Origin of the sequence: Synechocystis sp. IPPAS B-1465 (assembly GCF_003015225.1) — a bacterium.
Lineage (GTDB): Bacteria > Cyanobacteriota > Cyanobacteriia > Cyanobacteriales > Microcystaceae > Synechocystis.
On the sequence record NZ_CP028094.1, the window covers coordinates 2,160,285 to 2,184,845 of the forward strand.

General features: G+C 47.5%; 12 protein-coding genes. All 12 read left to right on the forward strand.

Going from position 1 to position 24,561, the window contains the following annotated elements; genetic code table 11:
- Positions 1-176 precede the first annotated feature (176 nt).
- The 12 genes from C7I86_RS10305 (at position 177) to C7I86_RS10355 (ending at position 24,515) form a co-directional block, all read left to right on the forward strand.
- On the forward strand, positions 177-12,776 hold the full coding sequence (locus C7I86_RS10305) for a SwmB domain-containing protein (RefSeq protein WP_010873164.1): 12,600 nt from the start codon (positions 177-179) through the stop codon (positions 12,774-12,776).
- Between the two features lie 145 nt (positions 12,777-12,921).
- Positions 12,922-13,656: a YoaK family protein gene (locus C7I86_RS10310; protein ID WP_010873165.1), complete on the forward strand. Its 735-nt coding sequence runs from the start codon at positions 12,922-12,924 to the stop codon at positions 13,654-13,656.
- A 97-nt stretch (positions 13,657-13,753) separates the two neighbouring features.
- Positions 13,754-17,329 carry an AAA-like domain-containing protein gene (locus C7I86_RS10315; RefSeq protein WP_010873166.1) on the forward strand — a complete coding sequence of 1,192 codons (3,576 nt, stop codon included), beginning with the start codon at positions 13,754-13,756 and terminating at the stop codon, positions 17,327-17,329.
- A gap of 342 nt (positions 17,330-17,671) precedes the next feature.
- Positions 17,672-18,460, forward strand: coding sequence for a V4R domain-containing protein (locus tag C7I86_RS10320; protein ID WP_010873167.1), 789 nt, complete (start codon positions 17,672-17,674; stop codon positions 18,458-18,460).
- Positions 18,457-18,867 carry a hypothetical protein gene (locus tag C7I86_RS10325; RefSeq protein ID WP_010873168.1) on the forward strand — a complete coding sequence of 137 codons (411 nt, stop codon included), beginning with the start codon at positions 18,457-18,459 and terminating at the stop codon, positions 18,865-18,867. The genes C7I86_RS10320 and C7I86_RS10325 overlap by 4 nt, the downstream gene beginning before the upstream one ends.
- Positions 18,868-18,881: 14 nt before the next feature.
- The gene (locus C7I86_RS19175; RefSeq protein ID WP_010873169.1) at positions 18,882-19,394 is read left to right on the forward strand and encodes a phycobilisome protein; all 513 of its coding nucleotides are present in this window, start codon (positions 18,882-18,884) and stop codon (positions 19,392-19,394) included.
- A gap of 2 nt (positions 19,395-19,396) precedes the next feature.
- Complete coding sequence (locus C7I86_RS10330) at positions 19,397-20,062, forward strand: V4R domain-containing protein (protein ID WP_020862247.1); 666 nt, start codon at positions 19,397-19,399, stop codon at positions 20,060-20,062.
- A gap of 31 nt (positions 20,063-20,093) precedes the next feature.
- Positions 20,094-20,576 carry a 2Fe-2S iron-sulfur cluster-binding protein gene (locus tag C7I86_RS10335; protein ID WP_014407123.1) on the forward strand — a complete coding sequence of 161 codons (483 nt, stop codon included), beginning with the start codon at positions 20,094-20,096 and terminating at the stop codon, positions 20,574-20,576.
- A gap of 53 nt (positions 20,577-20,629) precedes the next feature.
- A complete protein-coding gene (locus C7I86_RS10340) occupies positions 20,630-21,100 on the forward strand; it encodes a hypothetical protein (RefSeq protein WP_010873172.1) in 471 nt (156 codons plus the stop codon).
- A 33-nt stretch (positions 21,101-21,133) separates the two neighbouring features.
- Positions 21,134-21,445 (forward strand): 2Fe-2S iron-sulfur cluster-binding protein, encoded by a 312-nt coding sequence (locus tag C7I86_RS10345; RefSeq protein WP_010873173.1) that lies wholly within the window; start codon positions 21,134-21,136, stop codon positions 21,443-21,445.
- Positions 21,446-21,569: 124 nt separating this feature from the next.
- Positions 21,570-22,532 (forward strand): tetratricopeptide repeat protein, encoded by a 963-nt coding sequence (locus C7I86_RS10350; protein WP_010873174.1) that lies wholly within the window; start codon positions 21,570-21,572, stop codon positions 22,530-22,532.
- 120 nt (positions 22,533-22,652) lie between these two features.
- Complete coding sequence (locus C7I86_RS10355) at positions 22,653-24,515, forward strand: serine/threonine-protein kinase (RefSeq protein ID WP_020862246.1); 1,863 nt, start codon at positions 22,653-22,655, stop codon at positions 24,513-24,515.
- Positions 24,516-24,561: the final 46 nt, after the last annotated feature.

Consider the following 24,561-nt stretch of genomic DNA (forward strand, 5'->3'; position numbering starts at 1 on the left):
GATCATTTTCCCAACTGCTATGACTTGAAAATTAGTGGTTTTCACTGTTGTTTCGCTATAATGACGGAGAGCAAAGAGGAAATCGGCGGAATAGTAACGTAATATCTCAGTATTGAGCAGTCAAGCCAAATAAAAGCCATTGGTTTTGCCTATCTTCCCAGCAATTAATCGAACTTATGACTATCAATTTGGCCGATCGCCTGTCTGCGCTCACCACAGATTCAGCAGGAACGACCCATGTTGTGTGGGTGGAAAATACCAGTCTTTGGCACGCTGTCTATGATCCGAACTCCGCCATGTGGGTTAATGCCCAGGTGATCGCCAATGTGGGTAATCAATCCCTCACTAGTCTAAATTTAATCGCCAATGACAAGTTAATTCAGCCCCCTGGTAATAACAGTAACGCCGCTCCGGCCCCTGGTTTAGTGGTGGTTTATCAACAGGGCAGTGGCAATGACAGTGATATTTTTTACACCGCCGCTCGTTACAACTCCGGGGGCAGGACGGAATGGTTAAGCACTCCCCAGGCCCTAACTTCAGACCAAGTGGGAGATTTGGCCCCCAGGGCGATCGCCGAAGAAAATGGCACAGTGCTTGTAGTAGGGCAAAAAGTTGATGCAGAGCAAGCTAAAAACCAAGCCATCCGAGAGGATACAGATCTCTATTATCAAAGTTTTACAGTCAACCAAAATCAATTTAGCAGTAATCAAAATTCCCCTGCTAGCGGCAATATTATCCAGGGAAATTCCTACAATTATTTAGGTCGTAATCGCAATGCCCCTGCCGCCAGTTATGAAGTTCTTAGTGCAGGGGAAGCAAGCTTTCTTGGCAACAAACCTACCTATCAAGGATTAGGATTAAATTGGAACGCATCCAATGAATTTAATATTAATGCCCTTTCACTTATTCTTGCTAAAAAATTAGGACAAGAACCAGAGAAAGTTTTAAAAAGCATGTTCGGCCCTCTAATTTTATCTATCTCTTTGCAGGGTTCATCGGGCAATAATCCCGAATGGAGTTTGTTTGGGGGCGGTGAATCAACCAAAGGGAGGTTACTACTGAATTCCCTGGCTACCGTAGGGAGAAAACAAAGACGGAATGTTGGCAATAGCGAGGATAGTAATCGTTTTGATAAATGGAGAAGTCAGGGAAGAGGTGCACTTTCTCCGGATTCTCAAGAAGGGTTTGATTTATCCTTTACGTTGTCTTCTCTGTATAGCTATGGCAACAGTAATGGTAATTCTGACGGTAAATTTCCCCTTTATTTGGAAACTGGAGGAGCATTAGCTAGTTTAGCGGGGTCTATTCCTTTATTTGGTTTTGATGATATCTTAAATCGTGGTCTAAATTTTAACTTCGGCTTATTTTTTAATGCCGGTGTAGCTCTGCAATGGCAGGTTGCCCCAAAAGATCCCGGTAATTATTTTCCCCTATTAGCTCCATACCTTGATTTAAGCGGTAACACAGACCGTTTATTTATTACCGATGGTTTTTACAATGCTTTACCGACCTATTCTGAAGTAACAGCAGCTCTAGCTTTACTGTCTAATCTGGAAGCGGCCTTTGCTTCCATTGATCAAAATAGTTCTGTAGAGCTGGAATCTTTACTGGTGGGAATTCCTGTTACATTAGGCTTTGAAGGAACCCTTGAAATTCCCTTTATTTTTAAGCTATTTGGTTCCATTGGCTTCTTTGCTGATGGTACTTTTACTATCAAAGGAGATACTCCCTCTTCCATTACCATTGGTGCTCCTTTCAATCTTACTGTCAGTCTGCTTGGTCTTATTGGTGCTAGGATTGCAGGATTTCCCACTTGGACGCAAACATTTGCTGCTTCTTCATCTCAAAATAACCAAACTGGGCTGGAAGCGAATAATACTGCTAGTGTTGATGGCTTTTTGCTCACCATTAATCTTGCTCAATTCCTGGAGCCTAATCTTAGTCTTAATCCCACAGACTTTACTGTCACCGTTACCAACGCCAATGGTCAAATTTCCACTATTCCTGTGTTTGGAGTGGTGGTTCAAACTGATAGCCAAAGTAACAACAGTGAAGTTATTTTACGACTAGAGCAGGAAATCCCCTACACCACCGTAAATGGCCAGCCTTTTTCCAATATTATTGTTAAGTACAGTGGCAATCAATTAGGTAACTTTACCAGTAGTCCCGTTGCCCTTCAATCTCCCGACACTCTAATTTATACCTATAATCCCACCAGTGGTACAGGAAATGACTACACCCAAAATAATCAACAGATTACTATTGCTTTTAACGGTCCACTAGACCCGGATATTCTGCCTACTGAGAATCAATTACTCAATTGGTTTGCGGTCACCAACAGCAGTAATCAAGCCATTGCTATCACTGATGTAGCGGTCAATCAAAGCAGAATTGTTTTAACCCTTGCTTCCAATACCGCCATTAACCCTGGTGAAATCTATACTGTCCAGTACAATCCTGATGCCAATAGTGACCAACAACTTAAAGCTGCCAATCAGAAAACTATCACAGCTTTTACCGTTAGTAATGGCACTGCTCCCACTGCCTGGGGGTTGATTAATCGTACCTTTGCCGGTGTTATCAATGTCCAAACCCAACCGGTACTGAGTAATTTAACCAGTGACTTTGCCCAGGACACTTCCCCCGCCTTAGCCCTCACCAGTCAGGGGGACATCTTATTAGCTTGGAGTAGTGACACCCCTCCCATTACTCCCATTTCCGTTTTAGCAGAAGGCGATTATCTTTACCTTGTCTTTGCCGATAATCTCAAAAATGACTCGGCTAATCCCCCCAGTAACTCCCAATTTACGATTAAAACTAGCGATGGGAATACCACTACTCCCACCAACGTTTCCCTAGCCCAAAATACCATTACCCTAACCCTGACTAATTCTGTTAATGCTAGCCAAATTGTTGAAGTTAGTTATAGCTTAAGCGGGACTAATCTCACTTCTAATCTGTATCTGGCTGATGCCACAAATACAAGCTTTTGGGTTCCTGATTTCACCAACTCTGTTCAATCCGCTGGCAGTACTAGTACTGCTCCCACCAGTTTGTTAGGGTCGGTAATTTCTAACCTGATCACCATTCCCTTCAATCAGACCCTAAACGTCAATCAAATTCCCAATGGCGGTCAATTTCAAGTCACCGTTAATGGCAATAGCACCAGTCCCATTACCGTCACCAGCGTCACCGTTGCTGATACTTCTATCACCCTGGTTTTAAATCAGATTATTGGCCAGGGTCAATTGGTCACCATTACCTATACCCCTAACTCCAATGGTGAAAATAACTTAGTTAGCAATACTGGCACTCCCCAAACCGTTGCATCCTTCAGCACCAACAACTTTTTAACCACCGCTTCTAGCACAGGTACGGTTATTAAAACGGCATTTTCTCCCTTTGGGGACAGTGGTATTTCCTCCATCACCACTATTCCTGGCACTACCGGTATTAATTCGGATGTTGTGGCCACGCTTTACCAAAATCCCAGCACCAAAGCATTGCAAAACGTTGTAGCTTGGGTTAACGTCGATACTTCCGCCCTCTCTCTTAAGACCATTCCCGGGCAAAACTACGGCCCCAATGAAGCGGCCTTGATAACCACTGCCGCTCAGCAATCGGACATCTACTATGCGGTGCTTGGCCCCGATAATCAATGGGGTTTAGCCGCTCCGATTTTCTCCAGCCAACCAGGACAGGACCAAAAAGTAACATTGGGAGTTGGCCCTGGGGGCAATTTACTGGCGGCTTGGTTGAATACCCAACTGGATAGCGATGGTGATCCCAATACCACTATTCAGTTAGCGACTTTTAATGGTACTACGTGGACTAATCCAACAATCCTAGGCGGAGCAAATGCCGGCATCAATCCCAATAGTTTCAGTGAATTAAGTATTAGTTCCATTAATGGACAACCAGCGATTTTCTGGACGGAAAGCCGGCCCCCTTCCTACAGCAACTTGGTATCAGAGCAGAATCCTTTGGTTTATCTACGGCTAGGGGAATTGAGCGGCACAACGGTTATTAACCAAGGGCAATTATCCGTGGCAGGAAATGGCACCTACAGCACGGCTGGTTATACTCTGGGCCAGGTGGGGGCGCTGGAAAATACTAACACCAATACAGGGGACTTTAACCCCGCCGTGTTATTCAATGGTGGCGGGATAACAATCAATTCGCCAGTACCTGTTTCCGTGCAAGGTTTTTCGGTGGAATTTTGGTTCAAATTACCAACGTCTGACGGAGTAGTGGGTTTGGCTAATTTGGCCGGGGTATTTGATCTGAGTTTGAATGAAGATAGCTTAACTTTTACCTTGAATAATGGGAGTAACCCCCAGATTAGCGGCACTGTTACCACTGGTAATTGGCATTATGTGGTGGGAACTTATGATCCTGTTAAACAAATTCTTGACCTTTACCTCGATGGTCAATTGGTAAATACTCTAGAAAATATTGCTTTTGCCAATTTGCCCCAGTCGGGAACGCTAACTTTAGCGGGTAGTGGTGGGTCTGTTTATTTGGATGAATTTGCTTTTTATAATTCGATTCTTTCCTATGTTGATAATGGTTCTAGCCCTAGTTCAAGTAATAATAATTTTCTCAATTTAACGGGTTCCCAACTAATTAACGGAATTTGGGGGGTTAACGAAGTCGGTTCCCACTATCAAGCTCGCTTTTTTGAGCCAGTGACAGCGGGACCAGAAACTAACTACAGCGTTTGGGACAGCAGTGGCAATAGTTGGCAAAGTCCCGTTAGTATTAACCCCGTTGATGAAGTCGTTCCTACCATTCTTTCGGCAGCCAATAATCCCATTTGGGACATTGTTTCTGCTAATCCTGCTGGTAATAATAATGCCCAAATTGCTCCCAACGGTAACCCCGATACCATTTTTCAAGTTAACTTAACCGGGCAACAGGGAAGTGAGATTACTGGGTTTACTGTAACTACGTCCAATAATCAACTCTGGACTGTAGGCACAGATGGCACAGGTAATGCGTTTAGTGAGAGCTGGCAGCTAGGGGTAATTCTAGCGGAGAACGCAGATAGTACGACGCCCCAATTGGAGTTCATTTCTGGGGATAAGTTACTCAATAGTCTGAATCCTGGAGCTACTTTTTCCCATCGGGTTATGGGGGCAACGGAAACCTTTACCATTTTTGTGGATACAGAGGGTAGTCCCCTAACTTCCCCTGCCACAGTCAATATTTACCTCCAGGGGCAAACTGACCCTATTACCTTTACCTCCCTTTCCCCGATTCCCAACCAAGGTGGCCCCGTATCGGCTAACAGTCCCGATTATTTAGACAACCAAGTTCTCGGCATCGCCACCATCAAAGAAGCTAATGATGCCTCCCTTTCCTTGGTGGACAGTGGCTTTGTGATTGATACCGATAATCCGGCGATCGCCGCAGTGATGGCCAGTGGTTTTAGTAATGGGGCTTTGGCCTATGTGGCCGTGGGCAATCGGGGTTATACAACCCAGGGCAATGCCGTACAGGGGTCAATCCAGATTTTATTTGCCGGGGGCGATGTTTTAAGCCAAAAATCCACCCTGCCTTTAACCACCACGGATTTATCGGGCAATGGGGACGGGGTGCTAATTACGGGCATTACCGACGCCGGGGATATTAATAATAATGTGCCTATGGCTTTAGTGACGGGGGATGTGGACGGGGATGGCGTAGATGATTTGGTCATTGGGAATGCCAACGCCAATGGGGGAACGGGAAGCATTTATGTGATTAACGGCCATTATCTCAATGGCCTGAAGGGCAAAAATCAAATTATTGATCTCAGTAATGCCAGTAACTGGACTAGTGATCAGGGTTTTGTGATTGATGGAGTGGATGCCGAGGGCGGGGCTGGTTTTTCCGTGGCGATCGGCAATTTCACTGGTAATGACCCCCAAATTGCCTTTGGTGCTCCCTTTGCCAAAAACGGTAATGGGGTGGCGGTGGGCAAAGTCTATCTTGTTTCCCCCAGTAATCCTAGTCAACTTTCCCCCATCCATATTGGCAACACCTTTAATCTGACCAATCCCCAAAATCCTGCCCAGACTGTGACCGTGGGAGAAACGGCCGGCTACAGCTTGGGGGTTTCCCGTAAAATTTCCGGTGGCCCGGTCACTTTCACCAACAACTCTGGCGACGATCTATTTATCGGTTCCTCCACCTACGGCGTACAAGTCAGTAACCAATGGGTGGGCAAAAGTGCTTTACCGTCGAACAACCAGGGCAATTATCCCGATACTACTATGATCGCCGCTGGAGCAGTCCATGTGTATTCCCAGACCAGTAGCCAGCCCTTTGGCAAAGTGGCTACCTATACTGGGCCTAATATTCCTGCCGCCAATGGAGTAGGGGCAAACTATTTGGCCGGAGCGGCCATTTCCCTAGGGGACTTTACAGATTTAGACGGGGATGGCCATCAGGATTTAGCAATTTCTGCCTTGGGAGTTAATGGCAGTGCGGGGGCGGTTTATGCACTTAGCGGCAGTAAATTTACCCCTTCCAGTTCTCTCCAAGCCCTCAATGAAGCAGGTAATTTAATCATTAATGGCGGCATTGCTGGGGGTCGGGCCGGCATGACCATTATGACCCCAGGGGATGTGAACGGCGATGGTTATCAGGACTTTTTAATTACTGCCCCCCAAGCAGGCAACGGCACAGGGCAAAGTTATTTACTGTTTGGCCCCTTGGATTTATCAACCGAAATAGTACCGATCATTGAATTAAATGCGATCGCCAATGACAGTAAACAAGTTTTTGTATTGAATGGCAGTTTGCCCAATCAACTAGCAGGAACAGCAGTAGTTAGTTTAGGGAATATCACGGGCACACAAGGGCCGAACAACAGACCCATTGATAGCTTTTTAATCAGTGCCCCCAATGCCCAGCAATTTTATGTGGTTTTCGGTCAGCCTTGGTTGGCCGCCGATGGCAGTCTTAATTTGGCGGATGTTGCTTCCGATAACGGTTTTGTCATTGATGGCAATTTAATTGGTAATCCTCCCACCACGTTTGAAACTACATCCCAGTATATTGACACCACCCCGGCAATTCTTATCAATGGCTCCAACCTTTACCTAGCCTATAAAGGTTTCGGTGGCAATAACCAAATTTATTTCACCGTCAGCACTAATAATGGTCAAAGTTGGAACTCGGAAGTACAGTTACCTCAATCTGCCCAAACTATTTTTCCCCCGGCGATCGCCTTTTTTAACAATGTTTTATACCTGGCCTATGTAGATGGTAACAACGGGTTAAATATCATCACTAGCCAAGATCAAGGCCAGACCTGGAATGCTCCTTTGGCCTTGGGGGGCACTTCTTCCACACCGCCGACCCTGTTTGTTTACCAAGGAACCCTGTCCCTACTTTTTGCCGCCAACAACTCAACTTCCACCGTTCTGCAATTTTATTTAAACAGCAGTAATGAATGGATTTACGCCAACGAAATTGGTAGTAACCAAACTGCTATTAGTGCTATCAGTGCCACAGTGTTGGGGGATACCCTCTATCTGGTTTACAAAGGAGGAACTAGAAATACCCCCAGTACTCTTGACTACATAACATCCACCACCAACGCCGATCTTTCCGCTAACGATTGGAGCAGTATTCCTATTCCTGGAGTGAGTTCCCAGGGCGGCCCCAGTCTTACCAATGACGGCACCAATCTCTATCTGAGCTACCTCGACAGTAGTAATCAACTTAACTTCGTCAGTTCCGGTAATGGCATTAATTGGTCATCGCCCCAAGTCATTACCAACAACATCAGTCAGTCCCCGCCGGCGATCGCCTTTGCCAACAATGAACTTTATTTAAGCTATCCCGGCCCCCAAGGTTCCCAAGAACTGAATGTAACCAGTTTTCCCCTTCCCTTTACAGGCAGTATCCTGGGCAACGGTAGTTTAGTTCGTTTCCTGGGGGATGTTAACGGGGATGGGTTTGCCGATGTTTTTTCGGGTGGAACTAATGCCGGCGCAATTATTTTTGGGAACAGCACCAAAGATTTATTAACAACCGCCAGTGGCAGTGAAGATTTAGTGATTTCCGTTCCCAATGCTACCCTTCGGGACGTGATTAGTGTCGGTGATTTTAACGGTGATGGCATTAAAGATTTGGGAGTTTTAGATGGTAACGGCAATTTTTATGTTGTTTTGGGCAATACCAGTCTTGGGGACTTAAAAACATTAAGTATTACCTCCAGTTCCTCCCCTGTGGTCATTAATCAAGTGGGGGGCGTGACCAAATCCATGGCCATTGGTGACTACAACGGTGACGGCTATGACGACGTACTTTTGTGGGGAGATAACGGCAATCAGGTAGCTTGGGGGAATTCCACAGGAGTACTAAACAGTTTTACCAATATTGATTATCCCGAAACCCAAACAACAGCCACAGGGGTGGATCTCAACAGTGATGGTATTCCAGAAATTGCCATTGGTAGTGACGAAAGGAAAATAGCAGGGCAGATTTCCACCAGCGGCAGTTTTTCCCTATTGCCCACTCCCACCACTTCCTCTGTAATTAATACCCTGGCGGCGGCCAATCAATTAGAAAATATTGGCGACTTCAATGGAGATGGCATTGCGGATTTAGCAGTCCTAGCTTCCAATTATTATGCGGCGGCGATCGGGGAACCGAATAATCTGCCCAATTATTTGAGTCGGCCCGGCAATCAAGGGGGCGTTTTTATCTTCTACGGGAATAGTAATGGTCTAAGCAATACGGCCCAACCCGATGTTATTCTGGCAGCTCCCTTCACCAACCCCAGTGGACAGATCAGTACCTATCAACTGTCCCGCATTGCCCAGGCAGGGGACGTTAATGGGGATGGTTTTGATGATTTATTAATTAGTTCCCCCTACACCGTTGATGCGGAAAATAATCAGGGCGGTGTGTTTGTGGTTTTCGGCGGCGATGACTGGAATAATCAACCCTTCGATTTAGGGCAGTTGCGGGCCAATCAATCCCAGGGTTCAAATCCCAGGGGTTTTGCCATTGATGGTTCGCCCAACTCCCAAGCGGGTATCGCCCTGAATGGCGGAGGGGATATTAACGGTGATGGTTTTGCAGATTTTATTATTGGTGCTCCTGGTGAAAACAATCTGCAATATAACCAGCAGATTGTGTTTATTGAAAATGGCGAACTTAGCGATGATGATAAATATAGTTATATCCTCTACCTTGACGGTAACCAAACGATTCAAATGGGGGGAGGTGATTGGCAAGCCAATCAAGTTTGGACCAATCAGGTGGCCACCAATTGGAATAACAGTAGCCGACCGCCCGAGGCAGTTATTGGCCAATCCAATGGCGATATTTGGTACTATCCCGGTGGTAATCAAAACTGGCAATCCTGGGGCAAACTTCCCGCAGAAATAAACGAGTTAGCAGTTAATTGGAATACGAGCGGTAATCCCCAAATCATTGCGGGCCTGGGGGGCAAGGGCGGGATTGAATACTACAACGGTTCAACCTGGGTTAACAACGGCCCTTACCAGGGAGACGGTTGGCGGTCTGCCATTACCCAAATGGCGGTGCAATGGGGGGAGGATGGATCTCCGTCCCAAATTGTTGTTGGTTTGGCTGATGGGGCGGTGATCTATTACAACACCCAGTCCGGTTGGCGAACCATTAATAATTTTGGCAAAAGTGTTACCCAGTTATCGGTGCAATGGCAGGAAGCTAGTAATCCCAATATTGTGGTTGGCTTGGATAATAGCGAGGTGCAATATTACCAGGGCAGTAACGGTGTCTGGACTCAATTCCACGATGATGGCTGGGTTTATCCCGTACAACAACTGGCCGTGCAGTGGACTAGCAATGACGCTCAACCCTTAGTGGTGGTGGGTCTGGGGGATGATAACGGCAACAATGGCTCCGTCTGGTATTACCAAGGCTCCGGGGAACAGGGCGGGTGGACTTTCCTTTCCGGTCTTCCTTCGGGAGCGGCGATCGCCCAAATGGCGGTGCAATGGAATTTTAGTTCTAGTCCCAATCCCCCCAACAATGTTAATGATTTAAAAATAGTGGTGGGGCAAGCCGATAGTACGGTGAGTTACTACAACGGCAATGGTTGGACTGCCACCCCAGCCATTAACTCCAGCTTGCAAATTCCCACCCTAAATGCCATAACCGTCCAGTGGAGCGCCAATGGCCAGCCCCAGATCACTGTGGGCTTGGGAGATCCTGAATACGACAACGGCCAACTCTGGTATTTGCCCAACCCCAGTCAGTCTTGGCAGGAATTGCAAGGATCGGTCAACTACGCTTCCCCCATTACCCAGATTGATAGCTCCTGGACGGAATCCCTCGTTCCCAACAGTCAAACTGATAATCTCAGCTACGTTTTCTTTGGCAGTGACTTTAACGACACGGTGAATCAAACGGGCACTATTGGTGATGATGTGATGGTGGGCAGTGCCACGGGGGAAAGCTTCCTGGCAGGGCAGGGGGATGATCAAATTTTGACCAAGGGTGGTTTGGATGTGGTCTATGCTGGCCCCGGTGATGACTGGGTTTCCGTCAGTGATACCTATTTCCGTCGGTTAAATGGGGGCACAGGATTTGATATTTTAGCTTTGCAGGGTTACAACGGCCAAAACTGGGATCTAACTACCCTTTCCCCTGGCCTGCGGTTACAGGATTTTGAAACCATTGATATTCGGGATTATGGTGCAAATCAATTAACCCTTAATTCCCTCAGCGTTATTAATTTGTCCAGCAATAATACCGTTATCGTCTTAATGGATGAAAGCGGTGATAGTTTGCAGTTAAGCAGTGACTTTGGTGCGGACGGGACGACTTATCAATACGGACAAAGATTCTATCAATATAAATCGAATAATTCCGCCGCCATTGTCTTAGTTAATCAGCCAACAATGCCAAGTTTTACCGCTCCAAGTCAGAATAAGCCCCAGCCTGTTTTACCGAATGGCAATGGAACAAGCAATACAGCAGCTTTAAATACCAATATTGCTAATACGGGTAATGCCAATACCGGCAATTTTAATGATGAAAATATCAACACAGGCAATGCTAATACCGGCAACTTTAATAACGGAAATACCAACACAGGCAATGTCGGAGATATAAATATTGCTACAAAACTATTTGTTTCCAGTCCTACAGCTTCTGAAGCTTTGGGGGAAGTTGACTTCACCATTGAACGGACAGGCGATCTAGACAAATATGTTGTTGTCAGTTACCTAACCCAGGATATGGATGGCAAAGCAGGCGATCGCTATTTACCAGTAGCAGGACAGCTAGTATTCAAACCTGGGGAGACAAAAAAAACGATTAAAGTTAAAGTTCCTAATGATAGTATTTACACAGGAGACAAACAATTTGGCCTGTTGGTTTCCCTGTTGGAAGAAGGGTTACAGCCAGGGAATGGGGAACAAGCATTTTTCTTAGCTGCTGATGCCAATGGTTCCCAAATTCGCAATTGGAATTATCTCCCAGGAGAGTCAGCAAATAGTTTAACAGGGGGCGTAATTAACTTCTCTACCACCGTTAATGCTGGTCAAGCCCTAGTTAAGTTAGATGTTAATGGCTTAGCAGAATTTAATGACTTTGGCAGTTATAACCCCGTAGCCGGCAACTATGAATCCTTGATGCTCAATGGCATGACGGGAGCCAAATTTACCAACTTTGATAACGAAAATAATCCCCAGGGTCTAGAGCTTCAACTTTGGGATGGCGATCGGGGTGATGCCGATGGATTAACCAATGGCTTAGTGCAAACTAAAGGCTATTTGGGCAGGGTGATTCCAGGCTTAATCAGTAATGACAACCGAGTTTTCTGGGCTCCCACCAGTGCCGATGGCCAAGTGCAATTAAGGCTAATTAATAGTCCTAACCAAAATTATGCCATGGGCTGGATTGAGGTGGATGATACCAATGGTTCCATCGATGGTCTGTTGCCGGATGATCCAAGTTATGAAGCGGCCGCTTTAGCTCGTAAGCAGCTTATTTTCAGCGATCAAAATGGTGCTTCCACAAAGGCACTAACCCGTAGCTTAGCCCAACAAAGCTTTACTAATGTTGATAATTTAATTGCAACAGAGTCACAGTTTTTTGGTGATTTTAGCAACGCAAATTTAGAACCAAACCGTTATTACATTCTCTACAGTCAACAGGGGGATGAAACTACTTTTTCCATCGATACTGCTCCCATCATAGAGACCGATAGCCGCGGTTATCATCAACTAAACTTTGCTGGTATCACTGCCGAAATTGGCTCCAAAACTTTGGTGGTGCCAGGGGTATTGGGTCAGTCCGTCACTGCCGAAGTTTCCATTAGTCGGGCTGGGGCCTATGATAATGCCATTGCTTTGTACAAAGTCGACAGTCTGACTGGGGGATTGGACCTTAATGGCGATCGCCAAATTGATCTCAAACCCGGTGATTCAGGTTATACCGAAGCGGCATTAGGTCGTGCCCAAGCTCCCTTAACTGGTGTTAGCTTAACTGCCCCCGATGGCTTTTTCAGTACTACTCAACAGACGGTTAATTTGTTAGGTAATCAGATGTACGGCATGGTCATTATTCCCAATAGCACCATTGCAGAAGTTCTGAGTCAAAATCCCAGTAATGATCCCAACTTCGGTCCGGTTGCCCTGTTCTCTTTCAATGGAGCTAACCACAATGGCATCAGTCAAATGTCACGTTTAGGTAGTAACCTTTTCGGCTTTGAAGATATGGTAGGTGGCGGCGATCAAGATTATAACGACTTGATTTTGCAATTCGACTTTTTACCTGCTTAAAAATAAGCAAAAATAAGCTACCCTGAGTTGTTAAACTTTGTTTTTTCCATATAACTTAGTCCAACTCAGTCAACGTAGTTTAGCCTATAATTTACTCCACTGATTGACGCTACAATGACGTAGTTTTGCTAGGCAACTATGGACAATGAAACTATTATCAAGTGGGCAGTTAGTTGCCGGTGTATTATTCAGTGGGGTGGCTGGTTTTATCGATGCGGCTAGCTTTTTAGGGCTCAATGGTCTGTTCACTTCCCACATCACAGGAAATCTGGTCATTGCCGCAACGGAAATAATTGGGGTAGGGGGAGAAGCCCTTTGGGTGAGGATTGCAGTCATTCCAGTTTTTATGTTTGCGGTACTCCTAACCACCGTTCTTGCCCGTCGCCATCAACTACGTTTAGCCTATTTAATCAGTTTAGAAACTTTAGTTTTATTACTATTTACAATCAGTGCCGTTGCCTTGGATCCACCTCACCATAAATCGGTTAATAACTTACCATTGTTTGTGACTGGTTCTTTGGGAGTATTTTCCATGGGCATGCAAAATGCACTAATGCGGGAATCTTTGGGACACATTGCCCCTACTACTGCCATGACCAATAACCTAACTCAGTTCACCATGGATTTGGCATTGACTAGCAGCTTACAAAGTCATGCTCAACTACAACTATCCCTTCAAGATCTTGATGCTTCCCGCACCAGATTAATTAAATTTGGTAGCTCCTTGCTTGGATTTACCGTCGGTGCTATCTGCGGTGGAGTATTAACCGCTAAGTTTGGCTTAATTTCCCTATGTTTTCCCCTGACGTTGATGATATTTTTATCGTTTAAAGTGGAGTTTGTCTTTGGAAATAATCGCCTTGACGACAAGATAAAATAAAAATCTAAAGCAAAGGCCCTGTATGCTATCAAAGAATCAGGATACTGTTCTAATCTCCTAATTCATTAGGATGCACCAGTAAAACATAGCTGAAACAATGTCGCCGATCGCCCTCAATTTATTGCAGTCAACCCCCTATCAGGTGGGGGGGAGCTTGGCCGCTAATCATCCCAGCTACAGTCAACGGGAAGCGGATCGGGAACTATTGGCCCAGTTGCGAGCGGGCAAATTTTGCTATGTGTTCAACTGCCGGCAGATGGGTAAATCTAGCCTGCGGGTGCGGGCCATGCATCAACTGCAACAGGACGGGGTGGTGTGTGTGTCCATTGACATCACCAGTTTAGGCACCGAAGCTGACCCTCAGAAGTGGTATAACGGCATTATTACCCAGCTTTACCTCGGTTTGCCTTTGGCGGGGAAGGTGGCCCTCAAGCCTTGGTTACGGGAGCGGGAACAACTCAGTCCCATTCAAAAGCTACGGGAATTTGTTGAAACAATCATTCTTCAAACCATTGGCGATCGCCAGATTGTCATTTTTATCGATGAAATTGATAAGGTATTGAGTCTGCCCTTTTCCCTGGATGACTTTTTTTCCTACATTCGTTTTTGCTATAACCAACGGGCCGATGACCACGAATATAACCGCCTGAGTTTTGCCCTGTTTGGCGTAGCCACTCCTTCAGATTTAATTGATAACAAAACCCAAACGCCATTTAACATTGGCCAAGCCATTGCCCTCACGGGTTTTACCCTAACGGAAGCTCTGCCCCTGAGTGCTGGTTTGCCGGTAGATGAAGTTAGCGCCCGGGAAATTTTGGGGGAAATTTTAGCTTGGACTGGGGGGCAACCCTTTTTAACCCAGAAAGTGTGCGAATTGGTGGCAGAAGCTCTACAGAAAGGGGATTTAGATTGCCAATCTCAAACTATTGCCACTACCATTGCCCAACTAATTGAAGAAAAAATTATCCGCCATTGGGAATCCAACGATGAGCCGGTACACTTTCGCACCATTGGCGATCGCCTATTAAAAGATCAAGCCCGCAGTGGGCAACTGTTGGGGCTGTACCAAGAAATTTTGCATAAAGGTGCTATTCCGGCGGACGATAGCGTTGAACAAACGGTGTTGCGACTAACGGGGCTGGTGGTGAAAGTGAAAGGGCAGTTGCGTCCCTATAACCCCATTTACCAAGCAATTTTTAACGCCCAATGGGTCAGTAAGGAACTGAACAAACTCCGACCCTATGGCACCAACCTCCAAGCCTGGATCAATTCCAATTACCAAGATTCTTCCCGATTACTGCGGGGGGAAGCCCTACGGGAAGCATTGGCTTGGGCCAGTAGCAAAAACCTCAGCGGGGTGGATTACCGCTACCTCAACGCCAGCCAAAATCAGGAACAGGAAGCTTCCCTCGCTGCCAACCAAATTTTGACTCAAGCCAATGTCAAAGCGAAACGGATGATCAGTTTTGGCATTGTGGTGCTGATGATGTCCCTGGGGGGCTCGGCGATCGCCTTGAGCCAGGCCTACTTTGCCACCCTCAAACAACAACGGAGTCAACAGGGCACAGAACTCCAACGCTTAGGCACCAGCGCCCAACGGCAATTTACCTTTGATCAAATTCCTGGTTTGGTCACCGCTTTGGAAGCCGGGAACCAACTTCATCACCTGGTCAAAGCGGATGAAACCCTTAGTCAATACCCCGCCACCAGTCCCTTGGTAAGTTTGCAACAAATTCTTAGCCAAATTGCCGAAAAAAACGTTTTGACGGGCCATCGGGACGGAGTTACCAGCGTAGCCATCAGTTCCCATAAGAATTTGATTGCTTCTGCTTCCCGGGATGGGACAGTGCACCTTTGGACACCCCAGGGGGAATTTTTACGGGAATTCACCGGCCACACAGGCAGTATCTACCGGGTGGATTTCTCCCCCAACGGCAAAATTTTCGCCACCGCTGGGCAAGATCAGACGGTCAAAATTTGGGACCTAGACGGTAATCTGCTCCAAACCCTCAAGGGCCATCAAGATTCTGTTTATAGCGTTAGCTTCAGCCCCGACGGGGAAATCCTTGCGTCCACCTCCCGAGACCGCACTGTGCGCCTTTGGCATTGGCGATCGGGTAAGACCTTGGCTGTGTTGGGGGGCCATACTAAATCCGTGGATGACGCCCAATTTAGCCCTGACGGCCAAACCCTAGTCAGCGTTTGTCGGGACGGACAAATTCGCCTCTGGGATTTAGATGGTAATCTCATCCGTCAGTTTGGCTTACCGGAGGTGGCTTTTTTTGGAGTTAATTGGCATCCCAATGGCAATCTACTGGCTGTGGCGGCGGACGATGGCACAGTGAGACTGTGGACTCCCCAAGGGGAAATTAAAGCCACCCTATCGGGCCACGATGAATTTGTTACCAGGGTGGTCTTCACCCCCGATGGCAAACAGTTATTTTCCAGCAGTAGTAATGGCAGTGTCATTCATTGGTCCACCAGCGGCAAAATGCTGAAAAAGTACCAGGGTTACCCAGAGGCAATTTTTGGTTTGGCCTTGGCTTCCAATGGAGCCCTATTGGCGATCGGTGCGGAGAATAACTTAGTGAAGGTTTGGGACATGAGCCCAAAGTCCGATTTGGTTAACCTCAATCTGCCCGCTGTACTCGGGGCGGTGGCGGAAAATGCTAAGACCAACACCATTGCTTTGGCCATGGAAAATGAGCCCTTAATTTTGTTCAACACAAAGAATAGGAGCCGACAGTTTTTATCCGATGCTAGCCAAAATCTTGACCGCCTCAAGTTCAGTGCCGATGGCCAATGGTTATTGGGGCAACGGGGTCGGCAATGGCAACTTTGGCAACTCCAGACTAAATCCCAATTGCTCAAAACCTGGAGGACGGATATTAGCCGGGTTTACGACGTAGACCTGCGTACTACTCCCACATCCCCCCAATGGGCGATCGCCATGGCCACCGGGAGCGGAGAGGTGCAACTTTGGCAGGGGACAAAAAATAACCAGACCAGTGGAAACCAGTCCCAAGGGGTTCCCATTGAATTGAATGACCCCATAGTCCTTGCCTTGGGAAACTCCATACAACGGAAAGAACCCATCCGCAGTGTTAGTCTCCACCCGACCTTGCCGCAATTGGCCGCTGGCGATGAACAGGGTAATCTCACCCTCTGGAATTTTGATGGCACCCTGATTAGAAGTATTGTGGCCCACGGCGATCGCCTCAATCAACTGCAATACAGCCCCAACGGGAAGTATCTGTTAAGCGCTGGGCGGGAAGGCACCGCCAAAATTTGGAGTGTGGAGGGACAACTATTGCATACCCTAAAAAGTGACCCCCTACCCATTGATCAGATTGCCATCAGTCCCGACAGCCAATGGATTGCCACCGCTGCCAGTGACGGCATGGTCAGACTTTGGGACCAACAGGGTAACCTCCGGGGGGAATTTACCAGCACATCAGGTTCGCTATTAGGGCTAGATTTTAATCGGCAAGGGCAATGGTTGTTAGCCGTGGCCCAAAACGGGGACCTACAAAGTTGGCCCGTCACTCCAGAGAAGGAACGGCTCCGTCAACTAGTGGAACAGGGTTGTGACTGGTTGAGAGATTACCTAGCCACGGAGAAGCAACCGGCCCAGACCTATTCCCTAGAATTTTGCCAGCCGACAGGAAATTAATCGATGTTTTTGTCAATAAAATCAAATCAAACTTAACAATAATTAATGGAGAAATTTTGATTTATCTTTCTCCCCTTGACAACGTTTTGTAACAGAGGTTTCTCCCGCCTACAAAAGCTATGTAAGAATTAGGGTTAGTTGGAACTTCAACAACAGCTTCGATTATTCTTTGTACTGAATACAAAGTGGATCGGTCATCGGCGGGACATCAGTCAAATTTTCTCCATTTAGGAAAACAGCCAGTGGTAAGTCAAAATCACTCGACACCGTGAACCCAGGACAGAGCTCTTGATTTTTCACAGCATTTGCCCGTTTTATCCTGAATCCTTTTTTAACCCATAGATGGGTTACCTGCCAAGCCAAACTGATTTTTTCACCATACCTAAGGGGATGTCGTCCATGGTTTTAACTTCCATTAGTACATCAAATATTCCGGCTAAGGTCAAAGGATCTAACTTGTTGGAACATAGTTTAAGAAAGGTTCATCCCAGCAAACATCACCACTATCAAGTAGAAGACTTCTTTTGTTTTCAAATGAATTCCGGTTCCATTGTGGACTGGAATAACTGCCGCAATGTTCTTACCAGCGAAGATTTTATCGTCGGTTTAATTGACGGCTTGCAGGAAGAAGTGGGCAACGCCTCCAGTGTGGTGATGTACAACATCGGCAAGGAGTGGGGCCATTACGATGCCGAATTTTTTAACCAGTGGTTCCCGACGGAATTTGGCTATACCAGTTCTTTGAGCGAGCTCAATCTTAACTATGTGCTAGAAGGTTGGTGGTGGCCCTTCACCGCCCAGGGCTGGGGTAACTGGGCCATTGACCTCAGTGAACAGAAAAACGGCTTTTTGTTTGTGGATATTTTCGACTCCGCTGTGGCCCGGACGTTGGGGGATGTGGGTAAGCCTGTTTGCCATATTTACGCTGGCCTGTTGGCAGGTTTCTTTAGCCGCCTGGTGAATAAGTCCCTCAACTGCATTGAAATTCAGTGCTACGCCATGGGGGAAACCTATTGCAAGTTTCTGATTGGTAAGCAAGACCGCATTGATGCCGCCACTTTCTGGCAAAACGAAGGGGCCAATGCCAACGATATTGCCACCAAACTCGTCAAAGGGGAATACCTGAAATGATTCATCAAGCCCAGTGGGGGCAAATGAAGGTAGGGGATTTTTTCCGGGGCTACAACTGGCAGGGAGCACCGCCAGTGCTGGAATGTTCGGTAACGGAAGAAAGTTTGGATAATTTACCTTCTTTGCTCTGTCTGTCGGTGGCGGACTTTTTTACCCAGGCAAATTGGACTGGTCAGCGCCCCCATGCTCCAGAGGAAAATTTACCGGCCCTACATCGTCCCAAAGCTCCTCCCCGTCCCCTTTCTCTCACTGCTTCGGTGGCGGAATTTTGTCGGGGCATTGATTGGCATGGGCAAAGTTTATCGAGGGGAACCTTACCCCAGGCTAAGGCCCCAGTCCAGTCCAGGGAACCAGTGGCCAAGCTTGAACCAACCATCGGCTTGGAAGATCTTTCCGATTTATTTTAAGGACCCGTAAAACTATGCAAAAAGATTTTGAACGGCTTTTTCATCGGGCCGAAGACCACTATCTCCAACCTCCGGAAATCATTTCCTTTCATAAGCAACTGGGGTTGATGCGGGAACGGTTGAGTGCTTACCGTCTACTCCGGGACAACGAAATTGTCATTTTTCAGGCGATCGCCGATCGGTTAGAAGAGGAATTTAGCAACGTCCCGGCAACCCAATTACAACAGGCCCTTCTGCACTGGATTAGCGTTTTGCGCTATGGGGCCATGGCCATGCTCCTCAGTAATCCGGAATATCTCCAATACCGTTTACTGGAATGGCTCGAAGGTATGGTTCAAGCCCACGACCTATTGGCGATCGAAATCCGACTATCCGCATTACTCAAGGAACAGTTGGAGTCCCTCTTGGGTGGCCCCCAATACCGTCTCCTAGAACCCTTTCTAGTTCAGGCCGACCAAACCATCCTCGGCCAAGCCCCCGCCGCCGTTGCAGAGGAAGAAGCAGAAATGATGACCCTAGGAGAGTAACCATGATTGATGTCAATGCCCTAATTAATGCCCAACCCCCCAAAGGCAACTACTTTGCCCCCGACGTTTACCTCCAAGGAGACAACGAATTTGGCCTTTTGGAAAACCGCAGTGGGGCTCGCCTCATTGCTTTGCCAGACACCTTAATTAAGGGTTTATTTACGGCCATCGATTCAGAACTCGGCATTGGCGCTGGGGTAGCCCTCACCGCCTGTGGCAAAACCTGGGGCAGTGCTTTCTACAAACGCTTTGCCGATGAACTCCAGGAGTATTACGGCAAACCCATCCAAGCGATGGAAATGGTGGAATTTCTGCAAACCTTTAAACAGTGCTGGAAATCCCATGGTTACGGCCTGGTGGACATCGACTTAAAGTACTACCAAAACGGCTTCATTGTCGCTGAAGTGGTCAATTCTCCCTTTGTAGCCTGTGCTCCCCAGGGTAAATGCCCCATGGGTTTCCTGGAAGCGGGAATTCTCACCGCCTTTTTCTCCCAGTTAACGGGGGAAAACCTCCACTGTGAACAGACCACCTGTGAATCCCTAGGGGCAGAAAAAAATCTGTTCATCCTCGGTCTCAAGGAACGGCTCAAACCAGTTTCTGCTTGGTTAACAGAAGGCCATGACCATGCCACCATTATGGAATTGCTCTGTCGCCAACAGGGTTAATGCCATTGTTGCCAGTACTAAGGAGGATTGTGTGGCTAAAACTATTAAGCTCGACCCCATTGATTTAAAAGTCGCCATCGAGACCAACGATAACCTGCTCTCGGGGTTGCTCGGTCAGGATTTACGGATCATGAAGGAGTGTGGTGGTCGGGGTATGTGTGCCACTTGTCACGTTTACATCACCGCTGGGATGGAGAGTCTTTCTCCCCTCAACCGTCGGGAGCAGCGCACCCTAGAGGTGATCACCACCCACAATCGTTATTCCCGTTTGGCTTGCCAAGCCCGGGTGTTGGATGAAGGCGTGGTGGTGGAATTGCCCGCTGGGATGTACGTCAGTGAAATTGAGGACATCGAGGAGCTGATTGGCCGTCGAGCGGAGGAAAATATTCTCAATCCTCGGGATGGGAGCATCCTAGTGGAAAAAGGTAAGTTAATTACCCGTTCCATGATTAGTCAACTAGATGACCAGTTACAGGCGGCCAAAATTCAGATTGTCAACGATACCGATGAATAATTTCCTGGCTGACTGTGGCGGTTTAATGTTTGTTTTTATGAGGATTCTTATTTATGTTTAAGCCGTTGACTCGTCTCACCATTGATGCGGATGGTCGCTATGCTACGGACCAGGAGTTGCAATTCCTCCAGGACTTTTTAGACACAGCGGAAACCCGTATCAGTGCCTACGAAAAAATCCGGGATAGTGAAGAGCAAATTATCCACCGTTGGGAAGCCCAAAAGCGGGGTCTACCCCAGGATACTTTCCACATGGGCAATCGGGATGTGACGGAAATTTGCCGGCGGGACATGACTAATGTGTTCCGTTGTTCAATTACAGCCATCCTGTTTGGGGATTTGGACCGTCTGCGGGAGGGTCTATTAATTTGGTATCAGACCATTGTGCGGGCTTACAACTATACTGAATACGCCAAGATTAGCTATAAGGTAATTCAGGAAACCATTAAGGAATTTCTGGAGCCGGATGAGGTGGCCATGGTGTTACCAGCACTGAAGTTAGACCACACCATTCTTAGTAGTTAATTTGCTAGTTTCAGTCCATTGTTTGGGTCATTCATGGGTGCAATTTATTCCGTCAATTTAGTCAATCCAGCTACGGGCAGTGATGTCACCATTGAGGTGGCGGAGGATGAGTTAATTCTAGAAGCGGCGGAAAATCAGGGATTGGATTTGCCCTATTCCTGTCGGGCAGCTTCCTGTGTGGCCTGTGCCGGTCGTTTGCTGGAGGGGACGGTTGAGCATACGGATAAAGGCTCCGATTTCCTCAAGCCGGAGGAGTTGGCGGCGGGTTGTGTGTTGCTCTGTGCGGCCTATGCCACTTCTGATTGCAAAATTCTTACTCACCAAGAGGAAGCGTTGTTTGGTTAGGCCCCGGAATGTTAGTCCAGCGGAGTTTTTCCTGAGGATGCCCAAGCTGTTCAAATTACGTTGATGAGTTTTTTTAGCTCTAGCAATCTGTGTTTTACCCATTGTCGACAAAGGAATCAGGATTATGATGGAAAATCAAGTTAATGAGCAAACAGTAACTTCCCCAGAAAATGGATCCTCAGCCACCGGCTACAACTCCGGGATCTGGGATGGGCTGTCGGTGGTGGCCTTAATCGGTGGGGCGATCGCCAGTGTGGTCTTGCCTGCTAACCCAGCGGCGGGGGTAATTCCAGTAGCAGCAGGGGTGGGACTGCATTTGTTTAACCGTAAGCAGTTGGAAGAGCATTTACTGGCTAATCAACGGGCCACAGCGGCTCAAATTGTCCAGTTGGTCAATCAAAATCAAGCCCACCTACAGGAGTATCTACAAAAATTCCAAGGAGATATTCAAACTTCCCTTGGCCAACAACAACAGGCGATCGCCGCGAACCAAGAAAATTTGACCAAGGCTTTGGCAGAAAAATCCCTAGCTCTCCAAGGGAAGTTGGAAGCTTTCCAAGCCGCTGCTGCCCAAACCCATGCCGGTTTGGATATTAAACACCAAGACCTGCTGGCCGTGGTGACCGAATTACGCACCATGGAAGGTTGCACCCAGAGTCTTGCCGCCTATCCCCACGCCGAAGCCTATTACCAAAGGGGTTTAAGCCATTACCGTTTAGAAGATTGGGCCGAAGCCGTGCGGGATTGTACGGAAGCCATCCGCCTTAGGGGGGATTTGGCCGGCGCTTTTCACCATCGAGGCATGGCCTACGCTCGTTTGGATAACCGCAAGCAGGCTACAGACGATCTGCGTCAGGCCTACAAGCTCTATTTTGACCAGGGGGATTTGGACAGTTATGAAGTCGCCCGAGCGCTCCATAAGCAGTACTATGAAGGGCCAGTGGAAGACCTAGAGCTAGAGCCGACCCCGGTAATGCCCCCGGCGGAGGGAGTTGGCCATGAGGCCTATATTGCCGATCCAGACCGGGAAATTAAACCCCTGTTGGCCGAAGAAAGCGATACCACCGCAGCTAACCTATTTGGTTAAAACTCCAGTTTTAGCCCCCCGGCCAAGACTTTCTCTATTGCCTCCCAGACAACAACAACAGTAATAATCGCCTAGGACAAAGGTAAGATGGAATCACTCCCCGTCCTAGGCGTATTTTTTATGGTAAAGACTGCCAATGTGGCGGTTATGCCGCTGTTTCCCCGCTCCCAATATAGAATCATTGGACAGATCGGACAGGGACAGTTCGGGCGGGTTTACTGTGCTATTCACCGGACTACGGGCAAAATGTATGCCCTGAAGGATTTAGAACATCGGGTATTTCCCACTAATAAATTTCTGCGGGAACTGTCCTATCTGTTGACCCTGCGCCATCCCAACATTGTGGCTTGCCATGGTTTGGAGTACCATCCTGGGGGCCGCTATTTGGTGATGGATTACTGTGAGGGGGGAACTCTGCGGGACATTATTGATGGGGACGGAGATTTATGTTTGGCGGGAAAAATAGATTTATTAAGACAAATATTGCTGGGTTTGGCCCAAGCCCATCAGCATGACATTGTCCACTGTGACCTTAAACCGGAAAATATCCTGTTAATACCCCGGGCAGAGGGATGGCAGGTAAAAGTATCAGATTTTGGCATTGCTCGCCTAACAGCTAAAACGGGCAATCCTAATTTCAGCAAGGGTTACACTGGTTCTCCCGCCTATATGGCCCCGGAACGGTTCTACGGCAAGTTTTCTGTAGCTTCCGACATTTATGCTGTGGGTATTTTGCTGTACGAGCTCATCGTCGGCGATCGCCCGTTTTCAGGATTTCCTAAAGCGTTGCAGGCAGCCCATCTCAATGTCCGCTTAACCTTACCGCCGGAATTTCCTCCCTTACTTGCCCCCATTGTCCAACGGGCTTTGGAGAAATTACCCCAAAGACGATTTCCCAATGCCACAGCCATGGCCAGTGATTTGGCCACGGTTCAAAAACAAATATTGGAACAGGATCCCCCCAGGGGTAACGGCTATCTTTACCATCACTTGGCTCCAGCTCCGCTAGCCTTTACGGCCACAGTCAAACACAGTACTCCCTTGTTATTTCCCATTAGTCACCTAACTGGGGCAGGACTTTGGTTATACCTAGGCAATGGGGCCGAACTGTACCTATGGGAGTATGGCGATGGAAATGTGGAGCACCATCCTTTGCCCCGCTGGGCGTTGGGTTTACCGGGAACCATAGCTAATCTGGAAGTAAATCAAGACCAAATTAGCCTCTTAATCCAGGGAGGTGAACCAGGAGAATGGCAATTTTACCAGTGGCGAGAAACCCTACTTGGCGCTCTCTCTCTCCCCAAACCTCGCATTAATTTGCGGGCAGAGCGTCTGTTGGCCAATCTAAGCCCCGGTGGTAAAACTTTGGCAGTGGTAGTAGGCGATCGGGACAGTGAAAAAGGCCATTTTCAATTATGGCGCACTGACCACAGCTTACCTGTGGCTGCAGCCGTAGTAATTCGATGGCCGGATCAACTGCTCACCCTAGACCAAAACCATGGCCTGTTGGTGCAGTCTCAATCAACGGCAAGTTATTGTCATACTATTTTTTTCCTGTTTAATCGGCGGGGGTCCCTGTTTCCAGCCTTTCGCCTTTCTTTTTTGGTATTTCAATTGGTAGTTAATCGCTACTCCCGCAACCATCTGTTTGGCTTGGCCGATAATGCTCCCTACACTGGTATTTTGATTCGTCTGCAACCCCTGAAAGTCAATCGCATTGCCCTAACTATCCAGCCCCAATTCATTGAGCCTTTTCCCTGGGGTTATCTACTAGCCGATCGCCATGGGGAAGTAGCTTTGTTGGACTATGAAGGTTTTTTATTTGGCAATTTTTCCCTCGGGGAAACCATCACGGCGATCGCCCCCATGGGTCGCTATCTCTGTTTATTTGCTACCTGGCAGGGCAATGGGGGAACTTTACGTCTTCTGGATTTGGGTCCCCAAGTGGAAAACATTATTCGCCAACGCCAGGAAAAACGCTAAAACCACAGACTGTAAGATTGGATTTCTGGCTAGTCATGGTGGAATT

Bases quoted from the DNA above. Each gene is read 5' to 3' on its own strand.
- C7I86_RS10305 (WP_010873164.1), top strand. From the start codon at position 177: ATGACTATCAATTTGGCCGATCGCCTGTCTGCGCTCACCACAGATTCA.
- C7I86_RS10355 (WP_020862246.1), top strand. From the start codon at position 22,653: ATGGTAAAGACTGCCAATGTGGCGGTTATGCCGCTGTTTCCCCGCTCC.
- C7I86_RS10325 (WP_010873168.1), top strand. From the start codon at position 18,457: ATGATTCATCAAGCCCAGTGGGGGCAAATGAAGGTAGGGGATTTTTTC.
- C7I86_RS10310 (WP_010873165.1), top strand. From the start codon at position 12,922: ATGAAACTATTATCAAGTGGGCAGTTAGTTGCCGGTGTATTATTCAGT.
- C7I86_RS10340 (WP_010873172.1), top strand. From the start codon at position 20,630: ATGTTTAAGCCGTTGACTCGTCTCACCATTGATGCGGATGGTCGCTAT.
- C7I86_RS19175 (WP_010873169.1), top strand. From the start codon at position 18,882: ATGCAAAAAGATTTTGAACGGCTTTTTCATCGGGCCGAAGACCACTAT.
- C7I86_RS10345 (WP_010873173.1), top strand. From the start codon at position 21,134: ATGGGTGCAATTTATTCCGTCAATTTAGTCAATCCAGCTACGGGCAGT.
- C7I86_RS10330 (WP_020862247.1), top strand. From the start codon at position 19,397: ATGATTGATGTCAATGCCCTAATTAATGCCCAACCCCCCAAAGGCAAC.
- C7I86_RS10315 (WP_010873166.1), top strand. From the start codon at position 13,754: ATGTCGCCGATCGCCCTCAATTTATTGCAGTCAACCCCCTATCAGGTG.
- C7I86_RS10320 (WP_010873167.1), top strand. From the start codon at position 17,672: ATGGGTTACCTGCCAAGCCAAACTGATTTTTTCACCATACCTAAGGGG.
- C7I86_RS10350 (WP_010873174.1), top strand. From the start codon at position 21,570: ATGATGGAAAATCAAGTTAATGAGCAAACAGTAACTTCCCCAGAAAAT.